The organism is Emticicia sp. (assembly GCF_043780375.1).
Taxonomy (GTDB): domain Bacteria; phylum Bacteroidota; class Bacteroidia; order Cytophagales; family Spirosomataceae; genus Emticicia.
In genome coordinates this window covers 30,698-54,160 of sequence record NZ_JAYWCU010000063.1, presented here as the reverse complement: position 1 = coordinate 54,160, position 23,463 = coordinate 30,698, and the positions used below count along the sequence as shown (strand labels likewise).

Annotated in this window: 21 protein-coding genes; 16 read left to right on the top strand and 5 right to left on the bottom strand. The window is 34.9% G+C overall.

Features of this window, described 5'->3' with window-relative positions; all coding sequences use genetic code 11:
• On the top strand, positions 1–2,458 hold a 2,458-nt coding region (locus ACH2CJ_RS04700), incomplete at its 5' end, for a 3-coathanger stack domain-containing protein (RefSeq protein ID WP_394991077.1).
• Positions 2,459–2,625: 167 nt separating this feature from the next.
• Positions 2,626–4,677, top strand: coding sequence for a tetratricopeptide repeat protein (locus tag ACH2CJ_RS04695; protein WP_394991076.1), 2,052 nt, complete (start codon positions 2,626–2,628; stop codon positions 4,675–4,677).
• A 57-nt stretch (positions 4,678–4,734) separates the two neighbouring features.
• On the opposite strand, the gene ACH2CJ_RS04690 is transcribed toward ACH2CJ_RS04695, so the two are convergent.
• The 4 genes from ACH2CJ_RS04690 to ACH2CJ_RS04675 form a co-directional block, all read right to left on the bottom strand.
• Positions 4,735–6,072, bottom strand: a complete 1,338-nt coding sequence (locus ACH2CJ_RS04690) for a TolC family protein (protein ID WP_394991075.1) — start codon at positions 6,070–6,072, stop codon at positions 4,735–4,737.
• Positions 6,073–6,142: 70 nt separating this feature from the next.
• Positions 6,143–6,811 carry an ABC transporter ATP-binding protein gene (locus ACH2CJ_RS04685; RefSeq protein ID WP_394991074.1) on the bottom strand — a complete coding sequence of 223 codons (669 nt, stop codon included), beginning with the start codon at positions 6,809–6,811 and terminating at the stop codon, positions 6,143–6,145.
• Positions 6,812–7,124: 313 nt separating this feature from the next.
• Positions 7,125–9,602, bottom strand: coding sequence for a DUF5916 domain-containing protein (locus ACH2CJ_RS04680; protein WP_394991073.1), 2,478 nt, complete (start codon positions 9,600–9,602; stop codon positions 7,125–7,127).
• 217 nt (positions 9,603–9,819) lie between these two features.
• Positions 9,820–12,246: an ABC transporter permease gene (locus tag ACH2CJ_RS04675; protein WP_394991072.1), complete on the bottom strand. Its 2,427-nt coding sequence runs from the start codon at positions 12,244–12,246 to the stop codon at positions 9,820–9,822.
• A 251-nt stretch (positions 12,247–12,497) separates the two neighbouring features.
• On the opposite strand from ACH2CJ_RS04675, the gene ACH2CJ_RS04670 reads away from it, so the two are divergent.
• Complete coding sequence (locus ACH2CJ_RS04670) at positions 12,498–12,995, top strand: DinB family protein (protein ID WP_394991071.1); 498 nt, start codon at positions 12,498–12,500, stop codon at positions 12,993–12,995.
• Positions 12,996–13,065: 70 nt separating this feature from the next.
• On the opposite strand, the gene ACH2CJ_RS04665 is transcribed toward ACH2CJ_RS04670, so the two are convergent.
• Complete coding sequence (locus ACH2CJ_RS04665; protein WP_394991070.1) at positions 13,066–13,332, bottom strand: hypothetical protein; 267 nt, start codon at positions 13,330–13,332, stop codon at positions 13,066–13,068.
• Positions 13,333–13,969: 637 nt separating this feature from the next.
• Between ACH2CJ_RS04665 and ACH2CJ_RS04660 the strand changes: the two genes are divergently transcribed.
• From ACH2CJ_RS04660 to ACH2CJ_RS04600, 13 genes are all read left to right on the top strand, one after another.
• Entirely contained in the window at positions 13,970–14,536 is a 567-nt protein-coding gene (locus ACH2CJ_RS04660; protein WP_394991069.1) for a helix-turn-helix domain-containing protein, read from the top strand.
• A gap of 24 nt (positions 14,537–14,560) precedes the next feature.
• Positions 14,561–17,716 carry an ATP-binding protein gene (locus tag ACH2CJ_RS04655; RefSeq protein ID WP_394991068.1) on the top strand — a complete coding sequence of 1,052 codons (3,156 nt, stop codon included), beginning with the start codon at positions 14,561–14,563 and terminating at the stop codon, positions 17,714–17,716.
• Positions 17,713–18,150 carry a response regulator gene (locus ACH2CJ_RS04650; protein WP_394991067.1) on the top strand — a complete coding sequence of 146 codons (438 nt, stop codon included), beginning with the start codon at positions 17,713–17,715 and terminating at the stop codon, positions 18,148–18,150. The genes ACH2CJ_RS04655 and ACH2CJ_RS04650 overlap by 4 nt, the downstream gene beginning before the upstream one ends.
• Positions 18,151–18,192: 42 nt before the next feature.
• Positions 18,193–18,756, top strand: a complete 564-nt coding sequence (locus ACH2CJ_RS04645) for a helix-turn-helix domain-containing protein (RefSeq protein WP_394991066.1) — start codon at positions 18,193–18,195, stop codon at positions 18,754–18,756.
• Between the two features lie 160 nt (positions 18,757–18,916).
• Positions 18,917–19,231: a hypothetical protein gene (locus tag ACH2CJ_RS04640; RefSeq protein WP_394991065.1), complete on the top strand. Its 315-nt coding sequence runs from the start codon at positions 18,917–18,919 to the stop codon at positions 19,229–19,231.
• A gap of 95 nt (positions 19,232–19,326) precedes the next feature.
• Entirely contained in the window at positions 19,327–20,013 is a 687-nt protein-coding gene (locus ACH2CJ_RS04635) for an OmpA family protein (protein ID WP_394991064.1), read from the top strand.
• A 76-nt stretch (positions 20,014–20,089) separates the two neighbouring features.
• Positions 20,090–20,683 carry a porin family protein gene (locus ACH2CJ_RS04630; RefSeq protein ID WP_394991063.1) on the top strand — a complete coding sequence of 198 codons (594 nt, stop codon included), beginning with the start codon at positions 20,090–20,092 and terminating at the stop codon, positions 20,681–20,683.
• 80 nt (positions 20,684–20,763) lie between these two features.
• The gene (locus tag ACH2CJ_RS04625) at positions 20,764–20,982 is read left to right on the top strand and encodes a hypothetical protein (RefSeq protein ID WP_394991061.1); all 219 of its coding nucleotides are present in this window, start codon (positions 20,764–20,766) and stop codon (positions 20,980–20,982) included.
• 15 nt (positions 20,983–20,997) lie between these two features.
• A complete protein-coding gene (locus tag ACH2CJ_RS04620) occupies positions 20,998–21,381 on the top strand; it encodes a hypothetical protein (RefSeq protein ID WP_394991059.1) in 384 nt (127 codons plus the stop codon).
• An 11-nt stretch (positions 21,382–21,392) separates the two neighbouring features.
• A complete protein-coding gene (locus ACH2CJ_RS04615) occupies positions 21,393–21,746 on the top strand; it encodes a hypothetical protein (RefSeq protein WP_394991058.1) in 354 nt (117 codons plus the stop codon).
• Positions 21,747–21,869: 123 nt separating this feature from the next.
• Positions 21,870–22,745, top strand: coding sequence for a DnaJ C-terminal domain-containing protein (locus tag ACH2CJ_RS04610; RefSeq protein ID WP_394991057.1), 876 nt, complete (start codon positions 21,870–21,872; stop codon positions 22,743–22,745).
• 11 nt (positions 22,746–22,756) lie between these two features.
• A complete protein-coding gene (locus tag ACH2CJ_RS04605) occupies positions 22,757–23,107 on the top strand; it encodes a hypothetical protein (protein WP_394991056.1) in 351 nt (116 codons plus the stop codon).
• Between the two features lie 75 nt (positions 23,108–23,182).
• On the top strand, positions 23,183–23,404 hold the full coding sequence (locus ACH2CJ_RS04600) for a hypothetical protein (RefSeq protein ID WP_394991054.1): 222 nt from the start codon (positions 23,183–23,185) through the stop codon (positions 23,402–23,404).
• Positions 23,405–23,463 lie beyond the last annotated feature (59 nt).

The following is a 23,463-nucleotide window of genomic DNA, read 5'->3' as shown; positions in this document are numbered from 1 at the left end:
TATTATGACCCAAATGATAAAACTAATGGCACCAATTCCAAATATTGCGTGGACAGAAAGAGGTCCTAACAATATTGGTGGACGAACTCGTGCCATCATGTTTGACCCAAATGATGTCACCAAAAAGAAAGTTTGGGCAGGTGGCGTGGCAGGTGGCTTGGGGTACAATACTGATATAACTAATGCTAATACAGCTTGGACGAAAATTGATGATTTTTGGGATAATATTGCCATTGGCGATATTACTTACGACCCCTCAAACCCTCAGATTATGTATGTAGGCACAGGCGAAAGAGGCGGCTCGGGTGCTACAAGCAATACTGGCGGTTCGGGGTCAGGTGGAAATGGTATTTGGAAAACTACCAACGGAGGCCTAAATTGGACAAGACTCGCTTCTACAACACCTGATTATGTAAACCCTACTTTAGCAGCAGGATGGAGAGAAGTCTTCAAAATTATTGTAAACGCACAAGGTAATATCTTTGTACTTAATTATTTTGGTGTTTTTAGGTCAATTGATGGTGGTACTTCTTGGAATGCCCTCACAGGAACAAACGCCCCACCAGCTGATGGTGCAAATAAAATTTCGGATATAGAACTTGGCTCTGATGGTATTTTGTATGTAGCAGAAGGAACACCAAGTACAGCCGTCAAAATGTATAAATCAACTGATAATACAATAAGTAACTTCGATTTGATTACTCCTGCTGGCACTTTTGCCAACGGTAGAGTCGAAATTGCCCTTGCACCAAGCACAAGCGGAGCAAGTCAAGTAATTTATGCAGTTTCGGCAGGAAATGAAGACAATACAAAGTTTTTCTTGAAAAGTGACAATGCAGGTGCTTCCTGGACAACAATGACAGTACCAATGTACACTGATTTAGGCGGCGGTGGTGATAAACAATTTGTTGGTAATCAAGGTTGGTACGATTTGATTTTAGGAACGCACGCTACCGACCCTCTCAAACTCTATGCCGCTGGCATTGGGTTTAGTGTATCGGTTAATGGGGGCACATCTTGGCTACCAAAATTGGGCTACGCAGCTTTGGGTGCTATGATGCACGTCGATAACCATGCTTTTGCGGCACGTCCTGGCTTCCCTGATGAAGCTATATTTGGCAATGATGGAGGTGTTTATTATGCCAATAACTGGGGAAATCCAGTACCACCAAATTATCCTAATTTTCAAAAACGCAACAAAGGATATAATGTTACGCAGTTTTTTAGTGTTGATATAAATAGTATCGCTAATAACGGAAGCATCATTGCAGGGGCCCAAGACAATGGCACTCAAACACTTACCTCAGCATCTAATACACTTGCTATTGGTTCGGGTTTTGAAATAAATTCTGGCGATGGTGGTTTGGCATTTATTGATAAATTAGATTCTACCATTGTTATTAGCAATTATACAAATGTTACGCCCAAACTTAATAAAGCAGGCCCAATAAATAATTCTTGCACAAATATTCAATGTAATTGGGTAGAAATGCAGCCACAGTTTAGTAACAGAGGACAATTTATCAACCCTTGTGATTATGATTCGCCAAACCATACTTTGTGGCATAATAATACACTTGCTGGTGAGGAAGACACAAAAATCATTCGTTACCATATCACAGGCTCTTCTCCAAACCATACTTATGTTACCTCAACAGTTTCAATTACTGGAGCTGGGGCATTGAATATTTCATTTTTGAAACTCGGAAAAATACAAGGAAACTTATTTCTTGGCACAGGAGAAGGTGATGTTTATAAAATTACTGGAATCAATGTTGCAGGAAATCAAACCCTTGCAACTATTACCAAAATTATGGATAAAGGTACTACTGCTCTGGGAAATGTTTCGTCTTTGGATTTTGGAACGACCGAAAATACAATTATTGTAACGAAATCTAACTATAATATCAAGTCTGTTTTTTATACAACCGATGGTGGAACTACTTGGATTTCGAAAGATGAAGCTGGACAAGGACTAACAAATATCCCTATCAGATACGCCTTAATCAACCCTGTGGATACAAAACAGGTGCTTTTGGCTACCGAATTAGGTGTTTGGTCAACTTCTGATATTACCGCTGTAAACCCACAATGGGCACCTACCAATACAACTTTGGCTCATGTGCGGTGCGATATGCTTAAATTTCGAGCTTCCGATAATACTGTTGTAGTTGGAACACATGGAAGAGGTGTTTTTTCAACAAAACTCAATCAAACAAATCCATGCCCAACAACATTGGTATTAATAAACCCTACCAATAATATAGATACAGGTATTACAACCTTGCAAGCATCCGAAACAATTACTGCAAGTAATAAAATTGCAGGTAATGCAACAGTAACTTTAAAGGCTGGAAAATCAATCGAATTGAAGCCAAGTTTAACTGGCGGTGGTAGCACTTTTGAAGCAAATAATGGTACAGTTTTTCAAGCTTATATACAAGGTTGTGCCAATTGATTTTTATAATATTTGAGTAAATCTAAGGAGGCTATCAAAAAGGTAGCCTCTTTTTGTTTGTATAATTACTGTTTTTCTAAGGTGGTATATCCCTAAAAAGTCGGATGACCCGTTGGTTTGGCAAGAAAATTGAAATATTTTTGTATAACCTTAATAACCCATTAAAAATGGCAAAACAAAAACCTCAATCGAAACAAGCTGTACGGCCAATAAATTCTCGTCATGCTTCACAAGTGATTGATAGTCAAGTACTTGTATTTTTTGATAATGAAAAAGCTACCCGATGGGTTCCTGCGATTTTAGCTTTACTAATTTTTGTTTCGTATATTCCAGTTTGGCAAAACCAATTTGTTTGGGACGATAAGCCGTACATTATATTAAATGATATAGTAAAGAATTTTGACCTAAAAGGGCTTTTTACCAAATATGCCGTTGGAAATTATCACCCACTTACTATGCTCTCGTTTGCCATCGAATATGCTTTAGTAAAGGAACAAACATGGCTGTATCATCTCGATAATTTGATTCTTCATACCATTAATAGTTGGTTGGTTTTCAAGCTATTACAAAAACTAAATGGTAATTTTTTGACGGCAGTCTTTACCGCTATTTTATTCGCCGTTCACCCGTTGCATGTTGAGTCGGTGGCATGGGCAGCCGAGCGAAAGGACGTACTTTATACTTTATTTTTGCTTTTGTCGATTTGGTTTTATCTAAAATTTGACAAAAAACAAGATAAAAAGTTCTATGCTATATCGCTCCTTTTATTTATTGCTTCTTGTATGTCGAAAGGAATGGCAGTTGTTTTACCTGCGATTCTAATCATTACAGACTATTGTTTCTTGAAAAAACCTTTGAATCTCAAGCTCATTTACAATAAAATACCCTATTTTATTGTAACGTTTATTTTTGCTTATCTTGCTACACACGCTCAAAAAGATGCAGGAGCAGACGCTACTTCGGTGATTTCAAATGCTTATACAATAGGCGAGCGTATTTTGATGTCGTGTTATGCTTTTTGTTTTTATTGGATAAAAACGGTAATACCTTTTAACCTTTTTCCGTTTTATCCTTACCCCGGAAAACCAAATGGAAACCTCCCTGCGATTTACTCAATGAGTTTTCTTGGCTTAATTCTGCTCGTAGGGACTTTATATTGGTTTGGACGAAATGATAAACGAATTTGGTGGGCTGGGGCTTTCTTCTTGATTTCTGTTTCTACAGTTCTTCAATTTCCATTTCCTGTTGGTAGTGCTATTGTTGCTGACCGTTATTATTATCTTTCTTCGGTAGGCCCTTTATTTCTTTTAGGTTTAATTATTAATAAGTTATATAAAAAATCAAAAATTGTTTTACCTGCTTTTGGTGTTGTAGTTTTGGTACTTTGCGGACTAAGTTTCAAGCAAACTCGTATTTGGAAAAATGGATTGACTCTCTTTAGTGGGGCCGACAAAGAGTTTCCAAACGATGCCATGATTTTGAGTAATTTGGGCTGGTATTATTTAGAAGCAAAAGAATTTCCAACATCCAAACAATACTTGATGCGTGCCGATGATGGAGGTTTCAAAAACGGAGATGTGTGTCGTACAATAGGCTCAATGTTTTTGGATGAAGGTGACCAAAAAATGGCTATTAAATATTTTGAGCGAGCTACACAATACCTGCCAAAAACCAATCGAACCAACTGGCTTTTTGCCACTGCTTATTATAAAATGGGCGATATGCCTAACTCAGAAAGATATTATCGAGAAGCCGTAACAAACGAACCAAAAAACGCCGATTATTGGAATTCATTTGGCTTGGCACTTACAGGAACTGGCAAATATGATGAGGCTCGAAAAGCATTTGACGAGGCAATTAAATTGAAACCAGATTTGTGGGATTCACACCTTAATCGGTCGTTTACCTATCGAAAAGAAACAAATTTTGAGCAAGAAGTAAAAGAATTAGACGCTTTGATAAGCAAAAATCCAGAGTATTTGACCGCTTATCGAAACATTGGCGTAACTTATGTTGAATTGAAACAAGACCAAAAGGCAGTTGAATATTGGCAAAAGGCCGCCACCAAAGAAACAACGGGCGAATACGAATACAATATTGGTATTAATTACGTTGCTCGTGGCGATATAAAAACTGCTACCGAATGGTATATAAAATCAGCAAAAGAAGGCAATGTTAATGCAAAAGGGATTTTAGAAAAAAATGGTGTAAAGTATTGAAGAAGTCGATAGTCAATAGTTATTTTAACCATTGACTTGTGGTCTATGGACTATCGTTTACTCTATCTTCCACTCTCCATTTTTATAGAAATCTAAAATTTTATTTTGCAACAAAAACTCATATTTTGCTTGTACCAAGTTAGATTTTGCCCGGTCGAAGTTAGTTTTTGCAAGCACATATTCAATAAAATTAACCGTTCCTGCATTGATTCTACTTTCAACTGCTTTGATATTTTGGTCTAAAATATTAACCTGATTGGTAGCTACTTTGTATCGGTCGGAAGCAGCTGAAAGCAATTGGTAAGACTGTTCAATGGCTTGTCTGATTTGAAGCTTTGTAATATTGAGTTGATTTTGGGTTAATTGTTGTTGAATTTTCACAGCCGAAACTCGTGGAGAATTTTGTAGTCGTCCTAAAATCGGAAAACTAATATCTAAACTCAATGAGCCGCTTCGAGTACCATTAATTTGCTTGAAATAACTTTCTGCTTTATTAGATGAAGAATAAAACGTGCCGTAGTTTCCTGAAAGATTAACTTGAGGTAAAACGTTTGCTTGAGTAGCTTTGAGTTGGTTATCAAAACTTTTCATGCGTAGTTCACCTGCTTTTATCTCTGGAAAATTATTGATAGCTTGTTCAAAAATATGCTCAACTGATTGATTTTCAACAGTATAAATTAAAAACTCTTCATTCAAAGAATCGAAAATAAGGTTGTTATTAACTGACTGATTCATCAATTGAAACAAAGCAAGCCTTGCAGCTTTATTGGCGTTTTGAGAACTTACCAACGAAAATTCATCATTGACCAATTGTGATTGTACTTGAAAAAGCTCCGATTGCCCAACCACGCCAGCAGCTATTTGCTTATTGATTCGCTCGACCTGAGATTTTGAAGTTTCTACTTGTTGTTTGCTCACTTCCAGTAATTCTTGCGAAGCCAATACTTGCAAATACGCTTGTAAGACTCCAATAATGGTTCTGTTTTTTACAGCCTCCACATTTTTTGCACCTGCATCACGCAAGAGTTCATTTTGACGAACCTGATTTTTTATTTGAAAACCATTGAAAAGCATCATATTTGCCTGTAAACCAAAATAATTAGTGGTATAAACCTCTTCTATAAATGAATTGGTAAAGCGATCAATGCTTCGACCAACACGAAGGTCTTGCCCAGTGCCAAAACCTATGCGTGGATAAATTAGAGATTTGGCTCTTGACAATTCAACATTGGCACTTTCGCCCAAAATCTGACTTTCTCTGTAAGTCAAATTGTTTTTGATGGCAACATCAACACATTCTTTTAAGGAAATTTTTTGTGCGTACAAGCCTCCTAATCCCAAATGTGGGAATAATAGGATACTTAAAAGAGTAATTTTTAAAAAATTATATTTCATAGTTTATTAGATATAAAAAGCTTAAAAAATATGGTTAAAGTTCGCCTTTGGGGGCGGTGAGACGCCTCGCTTAGAGGGCTTCTGCCCAGCCATCTTTCAGCCTTACGATTCTGTTTCCATATTCGGCATTTACTTCTGAGTGAGTTACTTGTACGATAGTTACACCGTCTTTTTGGTTCAATTCCTTAAATAATTCCATGATTTGTTTGGCGTGTTCTGAGTGGAGGTTTCCTGTGGGTTCGTCGGCAAAAATAATTTTTGGTTGAGCAACAATTGCTCGTGCAATACCCACTAATTGTTGCTGCCCTCCCGAAAGTTGAGATGGAAAAAGGTCTTTTTTACCAACAATATTAAATCTATCTAAAATATCAGCTACTCTACTTTTTCGCTCTGACGATGACTGCCCTTTATACAGAAGCGGTGTTTCGATGTTTTCATAAACTGTTAATTCATCAATTAAATGATATGCCTGAAATACAAAACCAATACTGGTTCGGTGCAATTCGGTGCGTTTTTTATCCGAAAGCTTTTGCACTGGCGTTCCTTCAAATAAATATTCTCCGTCTGATGCTTCTTCTAAAAGACCTAAAATGTGAAGTAGTGTAGATTTTCCTGAACCAGAAGGGCCCATGATAGAAATAAATTCGCCTTCTTTTATTTCGAGATTAATGTTTCGCAAGACATAAGTTTTACCAAAACCCGCGGGATAATATTTTGAGATGTTGTTTAACTGTATCATTAGGTATTTTTTTGACAAATGAAACCATTTAGCAAATAATTCAAGCAAATACTTTGGTGATACTTACTTCCCATTAAATGTTAATTATAACTTTTCAAACGCTATGCCATATTTATAAATTATTGATTATCAGCATATTGTGTTTTTAAATATAAAAATAATGTCCGAAATCGGACGTTTATTTGTACGATGACGGACAGATGATTTCAGGCTAAAACCAACGGCTAATTTTAGAAAATGAATTAAGAAACGCTATGTTAAATTTATATAGAAATTAAAGAATAAGCATTTGCTTCTTACTCCTTAATGATGTTTATCTTAGCTTTTTAAAATTCAAATAATCAATAAAGTATATAACTTTTAGCGAAATATTATTATTTGGGTCGGTTTGAAGTGTATTTTGTAAATTTTCAAAGTAACGGTTGTTAGCAATATCAGAGCTATTGACAGTAGCGTTTTTCCAGACAATATTTAAGAAACTACCTGGCCCAAACTGCCAAGTATAAACCATATCAACGTTGAAATAATTGACGTTTCGATTATAATTATCGGTAATGCCTGTTTTGGGTGTCAAAGAGCCATTGTTGTTTAAAGTATAAAACTCCTTTATATTTACAATGCTCGCATAATGTCTTGCTCTGAAAGATAGCCCCATTTTATTGGTAAAATTATATTTCAAGGTAAGAATATTATCAAAAGTATTGACTTTTCTGATAGCAAATAAGATAGTATTGTTTGCCAATGTTGTGGTATAACCCAAACTTCTTGGGCGAGGCTCATACCCCCAATTAAGTTTGATAGAAAATTTACTATTGAAGCGATAAGTTTGCCCTAAAGAGAAGTCAAGACCATTTAGTTGATAAAAATTTAGGAATACTCGTTCAAAAACCTCGGCACTAAATGAGTATTTTTTTGCTGAATTACTTTCTAACCACCCACCCAAAGCGATGCTATTTCCTCTTCTGAAAACACGACCTTCATTGCGAGGCTCATAGAAATCATTTTGTGCAGGATTGTAATTCCCAAAGAGTCCAAACCACATCAATTTTTTGGTTTGAGCATTGATATTAAATTGCAGACGAGATTGCTGATATTTACTTTCGATTGCACCAATAGGCGAAAATAAGTTGCTCAAACTTGCATTGAAATTAAAAAACAGTCTGTTGTACCAACCTTTCGGCTCGGTATATCGGTAGCCTACATAAAAGCTGTGATTGATAAAATTATTGTTAGTAAAATACCCCAAATCATTACTATTAAACTTGGTATCGGTTAAGGCTTGCGACACATTAAAATTAAATCGCCCACTTGTTTTTCCAAAACTGAGTGAATGACTATAACCGAGGGAGTTTTTTTCGCCAGCATTTTTATACCTTAAATTGCTCACAGAAGCACTTCCTGATAAATTATACGTATTTTTTTTGTCTGAAAAGCTAAAAAGACCTGCACTTACATTGGCATTATAATCGTTGCTTCCTCTAATTACGCTCGTATTTACAAAACTTATACTCGAATTATGCTTAAGTGTTTGATCTAATACAAACAGATTGTAGTTAGTCGTAGGATTAGTCTCAAATCTACGTTTTTCGCCAGTTTCGATATTTTCAATAGTAGCATATTGTGTTTGGGTAATTGCATTTAAAACACCAATTCCAAGTCCATTTTTGGTACGACCAGAGATTTTTGAGGCATTTATCAGTTTAGATTCGGTAGGATTATTGGTAACTTCCTCATTTGATTTGGCATCATCGTAAGCGTCGTACAAATGCAGGGGTGTTCCACCGATGCGTCTTGAATAGAACAAGTTTCCTTTATTGAAAAGCTCCGTTCCTTCAGTAAAAAAAGACCTATTTTCATTGAATTTTACTTCAAAAGGAGTGAGATTCAAAACCTTATTATCGCTCTGTACTTGCCCAAAGTCAGGAATCAGCGTAGCATCTAAAGTAAATGCTTGGTTGAGTCCTAATTTCAAATCAAGCCCACCCGAAACTTGGTTTGTCCAATTTTTTTGGTCTGCTTGATTTGCAGGAAAATGATTACCATAAACCGAAAAATAAGGGAAAAGTTGTAATCTCAAAGGAGGTTTTATATTTGAAATTCCTGTCCATTGCCCTTCTTGAGTCAAGAAACCATTAACATTGGGGTTGATAGCATTCCATGTATATTGTTGCTCGGTTTTTCGTCGTCGTCGGGTAATATTTAAGCCCCAGTTTTGAACTTTATCTTTACTAAATCTGATGGCAGAATAGGGCAGAAACATTTCGAAAGACCACCCTTTATCGTGCATTACCACGGCACTTTTCCAGACTGCATTCCAGCTAAAATCTTCACCACCATTGTTGCTATTTTGGTTGGAAGTCATTTTTGCATCCCATTGCTCACCGAGTGGGGTCAAGAAATACTCAAAACCATTCAATTTGTCGTTATAAGTATCGAAAATCAGCCCGATATAATCATTCATTCCGAAACCATCACGTCCGACTAATTCTTTTGAAACACTATCAATGTTTCGTTCAAAGCAAGTCCCACCAAAATAAATACCAGCATCGTCATACATCAAAAAGGTTTCGGTATTATTACCTTTTTCTTCTTTTCTACCAGCTTTTGGTCGAAATTCGGTGTAATCGTCCGCTTTAGAGGCATCTTGCCAAGCCAAATCTGTTAATTTTCCATCAATTATTACTTGTTTGTTTGTTCGTTTTGCTTCAAGGTTTTTAGGTATAATTTGAGCAAATGAATGGTAATAATTAAAGGTTGTGAGTGAAAATAAAAGTAAAAGCGTTTTTTTCATAAAATGTGTTTTCAATAAAGATTTGAATTTTTATTCAAATCTATTTCAAAGTGATTTCAAAGTCCTTTTAAAATTTGTTAAAGGATTCATTTTTAACAAGTTTTAATAATTGATTAATTATATGTGAATACTTTGCAAAAAAGGAAAGGTTACAAAAGACTCGCATCAAACGACAATATATTTTTATAAACGTTGCATGGATTTAGCGATAAATTTATTACTCCGTTTTCAAACTCTTCACAGGATTCATTAAAGCAGCTTTTATTGCCTGATAACTTACTGTCAATAAGGCAATTGCGATTGCTCCCGCCCCTGCGAAAACAAATATCCACCAACTAATATTGATTCGATAAACAAAATCTTGTAGCCACAAACTCATTGCCAAATAGCCCAAAGGAAATGCAATTACACAAGCAACTAAAACCAATTTCAAGAAATCTTTTGATAACAAAGCAATCAATTGTCCAACACTCGCACCTAATACTTTACGAACACCAATTTCCTTGGTGCGTTGTTCGGCTGTGAATGTAGCTAAACCGAAAAGTCCGAGACAAGCAATAAAAATGGTCAAACCAGCAAAAATGCTTAGAATAGTTCCTGTTTTTTGTTCAGAAAGATATGATTTATTGAAAAGTTCATCAACAAAGGCGTAGGTAAATGGTTCATCAGAATTGAATTTTTGCCATTCAGTTTTCATTGTTGCTAATAAGCCAGCAATGTCTTTAGTTTTTACTTTGATGATTAACCCATGACTTTCTTCCAAAACCATCATCAAAGGAGCAATTTCTTCATGCAGTGATTTGAAATGAAAATCTTTCACAACGCCAATAATAGTATAACTTTTCGTTCCACCATTATTATCCGTAAAACGGTTGATGATATGTCCAACTGCTTTTTTGCCCCAACCTAAAGTCTTAGCCATCGTTTCGTTTATAATCACATTTGACGAGTCTGTTGTAAGCCCTTTTGAAAAATTTCGCCCCAAAACTATTTGCATACCCATCGTAGGAATGTATTGAGTATCAATTTGGTAAATAATGGCTCGTCTATTTTGCTCCATTTTTTCGTCAGGATAAACACCCGACATATTAGTATCTGTTGGCCCAGCAGGTAAGAATGCAGATGCTGTAACGCTTGCTACACGAGGGTCTTTTTCGAGCTGTGTTTTCAAAATAGCTTCATTATTGCCCAATAAATAAGCGTTTCTCAAGACCACCAATTGCTCTTTATCGTAACCCAATTTTTTGCTTTGAATGTATGACAGCTGTTGATAAACTATGGTAGTACTCAAAATCAGGCTAACCGATATAATAAATTGAAAAACGACTAATCCACTACGAAAACTGATGCCTCTTCGGTTGGGAATAACCGTACCTTTCAATACCGAAATGGGTTTAAAAGAAGAAAGAAAAAAAGCAGGATAGCTTCCCGCCAAAACGCTTACCAATAAACCAAATGACAGAATACCAATAATAATGAGGGGGTTGTTTGTAAAATCAAAATCTAATGCTTTCCCTGATAGATTATTGAACGATGGCAATGAGATTTTTACTAAAAGCAAAGCTAAAACTAAGGCAACAAAGGTCAGAATGATAGATTCTAATAAAAATTGTGTAATCAATTCAGCTTTTACAGAACCCAAAACTTTCCTGATTCCTACTTCTTTGGCTCGTTTGGAAGCTCCAGCCGTAGAAAGATTCATGAAATTGATGCAGGCAATCAATAACATAAAAAGTGCAATTGCTCCAAAAATATATACGTAGCGAATATCTCCACTTGGTTCGAGGCTTGAAGAATTTGAAAAATCAGATTTTAGATGAATATCTAATAATGGTTGCAAGAAAAGTCCGACATCATTACCTTTTTTGCGAAACTCACTCAAACTCACGCCCATACCTTGCTTGATAAGTGGCCCCATATATTTGTCAATTACTTGTGGAAGTTTTGCTTCTAATTTTTTATAATCATAGTCCTTTTGAAGCACCAAATAAGTATGGTAATTAGATGCCAACCATGTTGGTAATTTAGCTTCAGGTAAAGTTTCCATCGAGCCAAAAAGGTCGAAGTGAAAATGAGAATTGACTGGTAAATCAGCAATAACTCCTGTTATTTTGAATAATTGGTTTTTGTCTTTTAAATTTAATGTTTTACCGACTGGGTCTTCATTACCAAAATATTTATTTGCGATTGCCTGCGTAATTAGAATCGTATTTGGCTCAATGAGAGCAGTTTTAACATCTCCTTTGACAAATGGTAGCGTAAAAACTTGAAAGAAATTTGCATCTACATAAGCAAAAGAAGCACTTGCAAAAACCTTTTCGTTGACAATAACTTTGGGCGAGCCATAGCTTCTTATACGAGTTGCCGCCAATACCTCTGGATAATCATTTTTGAGGGTTTGTGCGGTAGGAGCCATTGTTGAGGCTTCTTTGATGAATTCGCCATTCATTTTTCCTCGAAACACCACTCGCACAATTTGGTCAGCTTTTTCGTTGAATCGATCGAAACTTAATTCATCTTGCACAAAAAGCATGATTATCAAGCAAGAAGCTATGCCAATTGCCAAACCAAAGATATTGATAGAGGTAAAAACCTTGTTTTTTAACAGGTTTCGGAAAGCGATTTTAATGTAGTTTCTTAGCATAGCTTTTTCATAATTTAGTAGATATTATCTAATGCTGTGCCAAAAATATAAGTATTTGATTATAAGTGATTTATAAATAAAAAGCACAAAAATATGTCCGATAACGGACAATATTTGTACGTCTGCGGACATTGTTTTAGACTAAAAATTGGCGAGAAAAAATATTATAAATATTTAAAATCGCACTGACATAGGGTTGTCAGTGGAATAACTTTTCTTTGCAGTATTAACAAAAAAAAACAGCAGAAACTATGTCAATGATTTCAATGTACCTTAAAGAATTGGAGCAAGAATCGCTCACTACTCGCAAAATGTTGTCTGTCGTACCAAATGACAAATACGACTGGCAACCGCATCCAAAAAGTATGACTATTCGTAGTTTGGCTACGCATATTGCCGAATTGCCCACTTGGATAACCTTGGCATTAACAACCGATGAGTTAGATTTTGCTTCTGCTCCTTACAACCCAGTTATGATTAATAATACTACTGAGTTAATGGATTTATTTGAGAAATCATTGATTGATGGAAGAACACATTTAGTAACTGAAAACGAAGAAAAGCTATCAGAACCTTGGACTTTAAGAAGTGGCGAAGAAATTTTTATGAAGCTGTCTAAAGCCGAAACCGTTCACCACTCTTTGTGCCAGATTATTCATCACAGAGCTCAATTAGGCGTATTTTTGAGATTATTAGACGTGCCAATTCCAGGGAGTTATGGCCCAAGTGCTGACGAAATAGGTCTTTAAATATTATTAAAATTGGTAAAATCGTGTAAAATGTGGCAACTAAATATAATCAAAGTTACCACATTTTTTTTTATTCTTTTGCTTTCACGCTATCCATTTTCACTTCATTAGCAATAGCGGCAGAAGTAGCAGAATCTTTCTCAAAATAAGCCTTTCTCTCGCTATCATTCACGACTGGAATCTTACTGCCGAAAGTGATAAAACCTGCTACATAAGCAATTACCATCAAGGCAACAATGAGTCCTATTCCCCAAGCCCAAAATTTCTTGAAGTTTAGTTTTTTTTCTTCTTTTATTTCGCTGCTTTTTTCTATATCAGCTCTATCTTTTCTGTTCATGACTTTGCGTGTTTGATGATAAATAAAATGTCAAAATTCATATAATAGGAGAAAGATAGAACTTTAACGAATACTCACATCATAAATACGAGTTAATGTGTGAATTATATAATAATTTTCGATAATTATATAAGTTTTCCCCTTTAAATTTGCTCACCTTTACGTAAAACGTAAATTATTTTTCGAGTACAACAAAAAAATGAAACCCACTACTGAATTAGAAAAATCAAAAGCACATATTATCATTAAAGTTATTGAATATTTGCCCAATGCTGTGGTAAGCAAAAAACATTGTTAATCAGCGTAATATTACCGCTTTATCATTTTATACTGGCAAAGAATTGGCAGAAAAGGCTTCACCTTTCGACACTAATACTCAAATAATTGATGATAAAGGCGAAGTTATAATCAACGATAAAAACTTTATACTTAATTAAAGGCGAGGAGATAATTATTCCTGCTCACGCATCGCACATGTTCAATGCCAATGAACAATTTAAAAATGATTTCTACGGTGATAAAAAGTAGATATGAAGCCTGTATAAGTGAAAGAGTTTTGAGCCGTGAATTTTAGACTTTAAAAAAAAACATTCCCCAATTACTATCTCTTAGCCATTTTAGAGAAAAACTTTACGAAATGAAACTATATATAAAATACATGGTGAGTACTCGTTGCAAAATGATGGTAAAGGAAGCATTGAAAGGACTTGGTTTACACTTTATCGTAGTTGATTTGGGCGTAGTAGATGTCATGGAAACCCTTTCTACAGAGCAACGAGAGCATTTAAAAATAGCTTTACTTGAAGCAGGACTCGAACTGATGGACGACAAAAGAGCGATGCTGATTGAAAAAATAAAAAATGTTATTATCGAAATGGTCCATCATGCCGATGAATTACCCAAAACAAACTTTTCTGACTTTATAAGTGAAAAATTGAACCATGATTATACTTACTTGGCCAATTTATTTTCAGAAGTACAAGGCACTACCATTGAACAATTTATTATCTCTCACAAAACTGAGCGGATAAAGGAACTGATTATTTACGGTGAAATGAACATTACAGAAATTGCCAACCAGATGAATTACAGTAGTGTAGCTCATTTATCAAGTCAGTTTAAAAAAGTTACGGGACTTTCGCCGTCCCATTTCAAGCAATTGAAAGACAAAAGACGTAGTCCGATTGAGGACATTGGGAACTGAATTTACGATATTAAAAACCAAAAAATGTTGTCATCAAAAAATAACAAGACTATTAATGAAAGCAAAGTATCAATAGATGCCTTACAAGCAAGTGAATTACGTTTTCATAATTTGATTGACCAAGCTACCAATCCCATTTGTGTTTTTAAGGGAGAAAACATGGTATTAGACTTGGCGAATGAGCCAATGCTAAAAACTTGGAATGTTGGCATAGAAGCAATTGGAAAACCTTTTTTGGAAATTCTGCCCGAAATCGACGACCAATCGGTTATGAATTTGTTAGTAAATGTTTATAATACAGGTGAAACTTATGTAGGCATTGAGCTTCCTATAACAATGGCTCGTGATGAAAATTTATCACCTCAAATAAGGTATTTTAATTTTAGTTACCAACCAATTTATGATGAGAATAAAATCATTTATTCTATTTTAGTAATTGGCTATGAAGTAACTGACCAAGTGCTTGCCAAAAACAAAAACCTTGAAACCGAACACACAAAGGCGAAAGAATTAGAAGAAAAAGTACAATTACGCACGCTTGAATTGCAAGAAGCCAACGAAGAGTTGCAACGAAAAAACCAAGAAATTACCCTCAGTAAATATAATAAAAGGTTTCTGACTGACTTCTCCGAACGTTTTGCGAGCTATAAAACTCAAAATGAATTTTTCGATTCGCTCGTACAATTTATCGCCGACTCGACCAAACTCAATCATGTATTTATAGGGAAACTCGAGCAAAATAAAGAAGGAACATTCGATATTCAGACCATTTCTATCACTTCTTTTGGTAAGTTAACTGACAATATACACTATCCTTTAGCCGATGGCCCTTGCGAGCAGGTGGTTCGTGGCACAATTTATGCCTACCCCGAAAATTGCAGACAGGCTTTCCCAAAAAGCCAAACTCTTGCTAACTTTAATGTGGAGGGTTCTATTGGGTTTCCATTGTACGATACAAATGAAAATGCCATTGGTTTAATTGCAGTACTACACCAGAAAAAAATTGAGGACATCGAAACAGTTTCGTCAATTTTAAAAATTGTAGCCAAACGGGCTGAAATTGAATTTGAAAGAATAAAAAATGAAGAACTTTTGGAAGAAAAAAATATAATTCTGGAAGAAAAAAACAGAATACTCGAACAAATTAATGTAGAACTTGAGCAAAAAAACAAAGAAGTAGAATTAACAAGAGAAAAACTATTGTCAGAATATTCTCGAAGCCTCATTGAAGCCAGTCGAGACCCTTTGATAACCATAAGCTCAAAAGGAAAAATTACGGACATGAATGAGGCCTTTGCTAATATTACAGGTTTCACTCGAAAGCAACTCACAGACACCGATTTCTTTGATTATTTTACCGACCCACAAAAAGCACAAGCAGTGTATCAGGAAGTATTTAATAAAGGTTTTGTGTCCGATTATCCTCTCACCATCAAAGACCATAAGTTCACCGATGTGCTATTTAACGGCTCAACTTACAAAGACGAGCAAAGTAAAGTGCTTGGGGCGGTGGTAGTGGCAAGAGATATAACTGAACAGAGAAAAATTGAAACAGAATTGATAGAGGCAAAGGTATTTGCCGAGTTAGCAACTGCCATTGCCGAAGAAGCACAAGGCAAAGCCGAAAATGCCGCCCTAATTGCCGAAGTAGCGGTGAGGTCGAAACAACAATTCTTGTCGAACATGAGCCATGAGATTCGTACACCAATGAATGCCATTATCGGCTTTACGAAAGTATTGTTAAAAACACCATTGACGGTCAAACAAAAAGAATATTTATCGGCTGTAAAGCTCAGTGGAGATGCCCTCATTGTACTTATCAACGACATACTCGACTTAGCAAAAGTTGATGCAGGAAAAATGACCTTTGAGCATATTCCTTTCAAATTGTCGGCATCAATTTCTTCCATGCTTCATTTGTTTGAAACAAAAATTCAGGAGAAGAATTTGGCTTTGGATATAGCTTATGACACCAAAATTCCAGAAGTTATAATTGGCGACCCCGTGCGTTTGCACCAAATTATCTTGAATTTAGTGAGCAATGCCGTAAAATTTACCACCAAAGGGAAAATTATGGTAAGTGTTATTTTGCTGAAAGAAGATGAAGAAAAAGTAACCATTGAGTTTGCAGTTAAAGATACTGGAATCGGAATATCAGAAAGTAAAATAGAAAATATTTTTGAAAATTTTCAACAAGCAACCAGCGAAACTTCAAGAATATATGGCGGTACAGGCTTAGGGCTTGCCATCGTCAAACAATTATTAGAGCCACAAGGAGGCAGTATTAGGGTAGAAAGTAAAGAGAATGAAGGCTCTACTTTTAGTTTTACATTAGATTTTCAAAAGACAAATGCTGAAGCAATATTAGAAACTGAAATAATGGAATTAGATTCGGAAATTAAAGATATAAAAGTATTGGTAGTAGAAGATATGGCCCTCAATCAATTGCTAATGAGAACCCTCTTAGATGATTTTGGCTTTGCATGTGATATTACTGCCAATGGAAAATTAGCCATCGAAAAATTAGAGAATAATACCTATGATATTGTTTTGATGGATTTGCAAATGCCAGAAATGAATGGCTTTGAAGCTACGGAGTACATTCGTAATACAATGAATTCTAAAATTCCAATCATTGCTCTAACGGCTGACGTAACAACAGTAGATTTGGCAAAATGCAAAGACGTAGGCATGAATGATTATATCGCTAAGCCCATCGACGAAAGGTTATTGTATAGTAAAATAGTTGGCTTAGTGAAAAAACCTGCGTTTATAATACCCGTTGAAACAAATGTAAAGGAAGAACCAATGCCTAAAAAATTAAGATGTACAGACCTTAATTATTTAATTCGGCGAACAAAATCAAACCCAGTATTGATGATGGAAATGATTTCACTTTATTTAGAACAAACTCCACCATTGATAAATACAATGAAACAAAGCCTGCTTGATAAAGATTGGAAATTATTATATGGGGCAGTACATAAAATGATTCCTTCGTTCGCAATCATGGGTATTAATGCCGATTTTGAGACGATTGCGAAAAAAATTCAAGAATTTGCCAATATGAATCAGCAGTCAGATGTCATAATTGATCTGGTTTCACAACTTGATAATGTCTGTACACAGGCTTGTGAAGAATTGAAAGAAGAGCTTAATAAGATTAAAAATACAAAATGATGAAAAACGAAAATAAAATAAAACTTTTTCTGGTAGATGACGACGCATTATTTTTGAAGTCATTAGAAATTGAATTCCTACAACACGCCGATTTTGATGTTGAAACCTACATAAGTGGCGAACTTTGCATTGAGCATTTATCACACAACCCCGATGTAATCATTTTAGATTACCACCTTGATGGCATCAATAAAAATGCCATGAACGGACTGGAAACATTGGTCGAAATAAAAGCCATTAATTCTAAGATACCCGTTATAATGTTGTCTTCTCAAGATAAAATTGATGTAGCGGTTAATTGTATGCACCATAATGCATTTGATTATGTGGTGAAAAGTGAAACGGCGTTTATGCGTTTACAAAATATTATTGATACCATTTTTCATTTTCAAAAAATGGAAAAAGAACTGAATTGGTACATGGATAGAATGTAAAATTGTGTGTTAAGGGCTCACACCTTTTCAACTATATGAAGCATGAAACTATATATAAAATACATGGTGAGTTTGCGGTGCAAAATGGTGGTGAAAGAGGAATTGAAAAATCTCGGGCTGCACTACGTAAATGTTAGTTTGGGTGAAGCAGAAATAATGGAAAATATTACACAACAGCAGCACGACGAATTAAAAACGGCATTATTAAGGTCAGGTCTTGAACTCATGGACGACAAAAAGTCGGTACTAATTGAAAAGATAAGGAATGTTATTGTTGAACTGGTTCATTATACTGATGAATTGCCAAAAATGAATTTTTCTACTTATTTGAGCGAAAAATTAAATCACGATTATACATATTTGGCAAATCTTTTTTCAGAAACAGAAGGAACAACCATCGAGCATTACATCATGAAGCATAAAATTGAACGAGTAAAAGAGCTAATCATTTATGATGAACTAAATTTTACTGAAATTGCTGCAAAAATGCATTATAGCAGTGTGGCACATCTCTCCAATCAATTCAAAAAAATAACAGGCCTCACTCCTTCTTTCTTCAAATCGCTTAAAGACAAAAAACGTAACACACTCGATGATGTGAAATAATACCCTCGTTTTTTCTTCCCTTTTCTTCCTTCAAATGTGTGAATGATATAACTAATATAAAAAGTTATGTAACACTTTTAACTTCAAAGCTACTGACATTTGCATAGTGAAAATCGTTTCACAATGCCCCGTCATTTACGGGAAATAAATCACTATTCAAATGAAAAAAATAACACTATCTGTAATGACATTGTTTATGTTATTATCATTTATTCCGACTCAATTAAAAGCTGAAACAAACTCAACTTCAATAGCTAAAACTAAAGCAGTTGAATCGGCAGAAGCCAATGCTATGATTGCTCGCATAAACGAAATCAAAGCAATGGATAAATCTCAGATGAGCTCACAGGAAAAGAAACAATTACGCAAAGAAGTTCGTACTTTAAAAACAAATCTTGCACAAATTGGTGGAGGAATTTATCTTTCTATTGGAGCAATTATAGTTATCTTATTGTTACTGATTCTTTTGCTTTAATTTTATATTATTAGCTTGATTATCAGGCGATTAAAAAACTTTAAAGTGTAGTTTATACTACATATTTACTTATTAATTATAAAAACACAAGAACAATGAATAAAATATTTTTTTCACTCGTACTATTCGGTGTTTTGTTTGCAGGATGTAAAACCACCCAAAGCCAAACAAAAAGAAAGATGAACAAGACCGAAAAGGGGGCTGTTATAGGCGGTACTTCGGGAGCTGTAATCGGTGGTATTATTGGTAACAAAAAAAATAACACAGCACTTGGTGCTATTTTGGGTGCAGCAGTAGGTGGAACAGTGGGGGTAATAATAGGTAATAAAATGGATAAACAAGCCAAAAAAATACAGGATGATTTGGGCAAAGCTGCTACAGTAGAGCGGGTAGGTGAGGGTATTAAAGTAACCTTCGATAGCCAATTGTTATTTGATTTCGGTAAAAACAATGTGAAAGAACCTAACAAGGAAGATTTGCGAAAACTTGCCGAAACTTTAACGCAAAACCCAGACTCTAATTTGCTTATCGTTGGTCATACTGATAATGTTGGTTCTGAGTCATTCAATCAAAATTTATCCAGAAAACGTGCAAGTGCTGTGGCTTATCAGCTTACTTCTGCTGGTGTTAGTAGCAGTCGCCTTAAAGTACAAGGAAAAGGCGAAAGTCAACCAGCGGCATCAAATGATACAGATTATAGTCGCTCACAAAATCGTCGGGTAGAAATTGCTATTTTTGCCAATAACAAGATGAAATCAGAAGCTGAAAAGGAAGTACAATAAATATGATGAGCTATCAATGAGCAATCTATTGCTTATGCCTTTTCAGTTTTTAACATTATAAATACAACATACAACAATGAAAAATAAACATATCAAGGGAGTTGTTTTGGCGGCTCTGATTCTCGCAGCTTTTAACACAGTATCTCAAGCTCAAATTAAGTTTGGCATAAGAGCAGGTCTCAATGCGGCAAATGTTTCGTTTACCAATTTGCCTGATAAAAAAGAACGCTTCGGTTTTCATGTAGGAGGCTTTGCAGATGTGCCAATTTCGCCAAATTTTATGTCGATACAACCCGAATTGAGTTATTCGGTGAAAGGTGCTGGATTTAAGTTCTTAAATGAAAGTCAAACAGTAAACATGAACTACATCGATTTGTTGACGCCAGTAGCTTTTAAATTAGATGCTTTCGATTTGCAGGTAGGCCCCTTTGTATCGTTTCTAATATCTTCACCAGATTATAAATCTTATAATGATAACAAGGTGACGGTAGATGCTTTCAAGAAATTTGATGCTGGTCTTACGGCTGGTTTGAGTTATAATTTCAGCAAACTAATGGTTGGCGTGAGATATAATCAAGGTTTTATTGATGTAACAAATGATAATTCTCGACCATTTTTGGGTAGTGGAAAAAATGCCGTAGGTCAAGTTTCATTAGGTTACAAGTTTTAGTGTTTTGTGGTGATTATACAAATCGCTTTTACCAATCTTTATGTAAAAGCGATTTTTTTTACTTTTTATGCACAGACCTTATGAAAACTCAAAAAGAACTCAATGCTGATATTTTGGAAATCACGATGCTGATTCAGGAGAAATTTCCTGAATTATCGAAATATATAGCCGAAATGCCCGTTACGATTCCTAATGAAACTACTCCTGAAATAACCATAAAAATACTTGAAGAGTATTATAATTCATTAGATATCTTACTAAAAGATTATGATAAAAATCGTGGTAGTACACTAAAATAAACCTTACTATTGAATATGACAAAAGCAAAATATTTAGGCATTTGGATGGATCATTCAATCGCCTATATAATGGGATTTTCAAGTAATCCGATTGAAACAAAGACCATTAAATCGAAATTTACGCATGAGGAAAGAGAAATCAGTATGGTAAAGGGCGAAAACCGAATGCACTACAAAGAACAGCAACTGCAAGCAGAATTTTACAAAGAATTGGGCGAAACTATCATTAACTACGAAGAGGTGGTTCTATTTGGCCCGACTACTGCCAAAGTCGAATTATTGAATATTTTGAAAGAAGATCATCATTTCGATAAAATAAAAATAGAAGTGACGCAGACCGATAAAATGACAGAAAATCAACAGCATGCTTTTGTTAAAGAGTATTTTTCTAAAAACTAATACAAGTTATTATGAAAAACAAAAACAACACTGACTTGCTAAAAAAGCAAATCGAAAAGGAAGAAATTATCAATTTTCCGGGGTATCCATTATATCCTGCCAGCGAAGATATTTATAGCAAATTTCGAAAAGATGTATTGATCGACCCCGAAGATGTTTCTAAGATAAAAGAAACGGTTGATAACGGCAAAGTTAGAACTCGAAATGAAAAAGATTTTGATGATTCGTTGGGCGATGACTTAGATGTGCCAGGTTCGGAATTGGACGATGCACAAGAAGACATTGGTAGTGAAGATGAAGAGAATAACTATTACAGCATAGGCGGAGATAACCATAACGATTTGGAGGAAGAGAAAGGGGAATAATACTATATTTATTACTTTTTTTCGTGATTTATTTGATAGAATTAAGTTATTTATTTAATAAAAGATTTCCCCCATTTTATTGAGATGATAATACTTGGTATTCATACTTAACCTAACAATGCCGTGGATTATAGAGACTACTATAAAATATTAGGAATAGATAAAAAAGCTACTCAGGATGAAATAAAAAAAGTATATCGAACTTTAGCAGTAAAATATCATCCAGATAAAAACCCTAATAATAAAGAAGCCGAAGAAAAATTCAAGCTTGTAAGTGAAGCCAATGGCGTTTTAAGTAATCCTGAAAAGCGAAAAAAATACGATGAGTTAGGCGAAAATTGGCAGCAGCACCAACAAACTGCTAATCAAAGAAGCGGAAACCAGCAGTATTATGGAAATGAGGGGTTTGATGGAGCTTCAGATTTTTCAGATTTATTTGAGCAATTTTTTTCAGGGAAAACAACAAGAGGTGCTCGAAATAATCAACATAGAAGAGGCGGCGATTATGAAACAGAAATGGAAATTACTTTGGAAGAAGCCTACCAAGGCACGAGTCGAATCATTCAAGTTGATAATGAAAAACTGCGTATTACTACTAAACCAGGATCTTACACCGACCAACAATTACGTATAAAAAGAAAAGGTGCAAAAGGAAGTAGTGAAGCCCATAGAGGTGATTTGTTTGTACGAATTCGGGTGGGGCAGCATAACCAATTTATACGTAAAGAAAATGATTTATATAGTACTCAAACGATTGATTTATATACGGCTACCTTGGGTGGAGAACTGATAGTTAATGCTTTATTTGGACAAGTAAAAATAAAAATTGTCGAAGGAACTCAAAATGGTAAAACTATTCGCCTAAAAGGTAAAGGAATGCCAATCTATGAGAAGTCTGATGTTTTGGGAGATTTATATATTCAATTACAAGTACAAATTCCCGAAAAACTAACTGATAAACAACGAGAGCTGTTTGAAGAATTAAAATCATTAGTGTAAATTTTTTTCCTATGGAAACAGATAATATTATTCGTTATTCATCAGATGAAAAACTGGCTTCATTCATTGAAGAGGCTTTTTATGATTCTAAGCGTCAATATTCACTTCGGAATTTACCACTTACCGACGATATTTCGCAAGAACTCATAATAGAAGCCTTACAAAAATCATTTCAGGTGTGCCATTTGGCAGGAATTAATAGCAGCCATCATTTCAAAAAAATTTATATATACGATGCCGACATTAGCACCATGCACATTGATTGGCGTATGTCTAAAAAAGGAATTAACTTAATGGTTACTCAAATGTCATCATTAAACGAAAAAACGGCATGTTGGCTATGGGAATTGGCAAACTTATAAATCAAAATTAAACACAAATAACTGCACCAAAAAAAACTGTTTCACATAAAAATATATTTTTCAAAAAATAAGACCATGAAAACAAAAGTAATAGGAATCGTTATTGTAATCATTGGAATCCTAATGATTGCTTACAATAGTTTCAATTTTAAAACTACCGAAAAAGTAGTTGATTTAGGAGCAATAAAAATAACCCAAGAAAAAAACAATCCTATCCAATGGTCGCCAATTTTGGGCGTAGTGCTGCTAATTGGAGGCATTGTGATAATTGTGAGTTCGAGAAAGAGTGAATTATAGAAGTGTTCAAACACAATGAAATGTGTGAATGATATAACTCTTTCCTCAAATTATATAAC

Bases quoted from the DNA above. Each gene is read 5' to 3' on its own strand.
- ACH2CJ_RS04650 (WP_394991067.1), top strand. From the start codon at position 17,713: ATGATGAAAAACGAAAATAAAATAAAACTTTTTCTGGTAGATGACGAC.
- ACH2CJ_RS04690 (WP_394991075.1), bottom strand. From the start codon at position 6,072: ATGAAATATAATTTTTTAAAAATTACTCTTTTAAGTATCCTATTATTC.
- ACH2CJ_RS04670 (WP_394991071.1), top strand. From the start codon at position 12,498: ATGTCAATGATTTCAATGTACCTTAAAGAATTGGAGCAAGAATCGCTC.
- ACH2CJ_RS04695 (WP_394991076.1), top strand. From the start codon at position 2,626: ATGGCAAAACAAAAACCTCAATCGAAACAAGCTGTACGGCCAATAAAT.
- ACH2CJ_RS04675 (WP_394991072.1), bottom strand. From the start codon at position 12,246: ATGCTAAGAAACTACATTAAAATCGCTTTCCGAAACCTGTTAAAAAAC.
- ACH2CJ_RS04680 (WP_394991073.1), bottom strand. From the start codon at position 9,602: ATGAAAAAAACGCTTTTACTTTTATTTTCACTCACAACCTTTAATTAT.
- ACH2CJ_RS04620 (WP_394991059.1), top strand. From the start codon at position 20,998: ATGACAAAAGCAAAATATTTAGGCATTTGGATGGATCATTCAATCGCC.
- ACH2CJ_RS04615 (WP_394991058.1), top strand. From the start codon at position 21,393: ATGAAAAACAAAAACAACACTGACTTGCTAAAAAAGCAAATCGAAAAG.
- ACH2CJ_RS04630 (WP_394991063.1), top strand. From the start codon at position 20,090: ATGAAAAATAAACATATCAAGGGAGTTGTTTTGGCGGCTCTGATTCTC.
- ACH2CJ_RS04605 (WP_394991056.1), top strand. From the start codon at position 22,757: ATGGAAACAGATAATATTATTCGTTATTCATCAGATGAAAAACTGGCT.
- ACH2CJ_RS04600 (WP_394991054.1), top strand. From the start codon at position 23,183: ATGAAAACAAAAGTAATAGGAATCGTTATTGTAATCATTGGAATCCTA.
- ACH2CJ_RS04665 (WP_394991070.1), bottom strand. From the start codon at position 13,332: ATGAACAGAAAAGATAGAGCTGATATAGAAAAAAGCAGCGAAATAAAA.
- ACH2CJ_RS04645 (WP_394991066.1), top strand. From the start codon at position 18,193: ATGAAACTATATATAAAATACATGGTGAGTTTGCGGTGCAAAATGGTG.
- ACH2CJ_RS04635 (WP_394991064.1), top strand. From the start codon at position 19,327: ATGAATAAAATATTTTTTTCACTCGTACTATTCGGTGTTTTGTTTGCA.
- ACH2CJ_RS04640 (WP_394991065.1), top strand. From the start codon at position 18,917: ATGAAAAAAATAACACTATCTGTAATGACATTGTTTATGTTATTATCA.
- ACH2CJ_RS04655 (WP_394991068.1), top strand. From the start codon at position 14,561: ATGTTGTCATCAAAAAATAACAAGACTATTAATGAAAGCAAAGTATCA.
- ACH2CJ_RS04685 (WP_394991074.1), bottom strand. From the start codon at position 6,811: ATGATACAGTTAAACAACATCTCAAAATATTATCCCGCGGGTTTTGGT.
- ACH2CJ_RS04625 (WP_394991061.1), top strand. From the start codon at position 20,764: ATGAAAACTCAAAAAGAACTCAATGCTGATATTTTGGAAATCACGATG.
- ACH2CJ_RS04660 (WP_394991069.1), top strand. From the start codon at position 13,970: ATGAAACTATATATAAAATACATGGTGAGTACTCGTTGCAAAATGATG.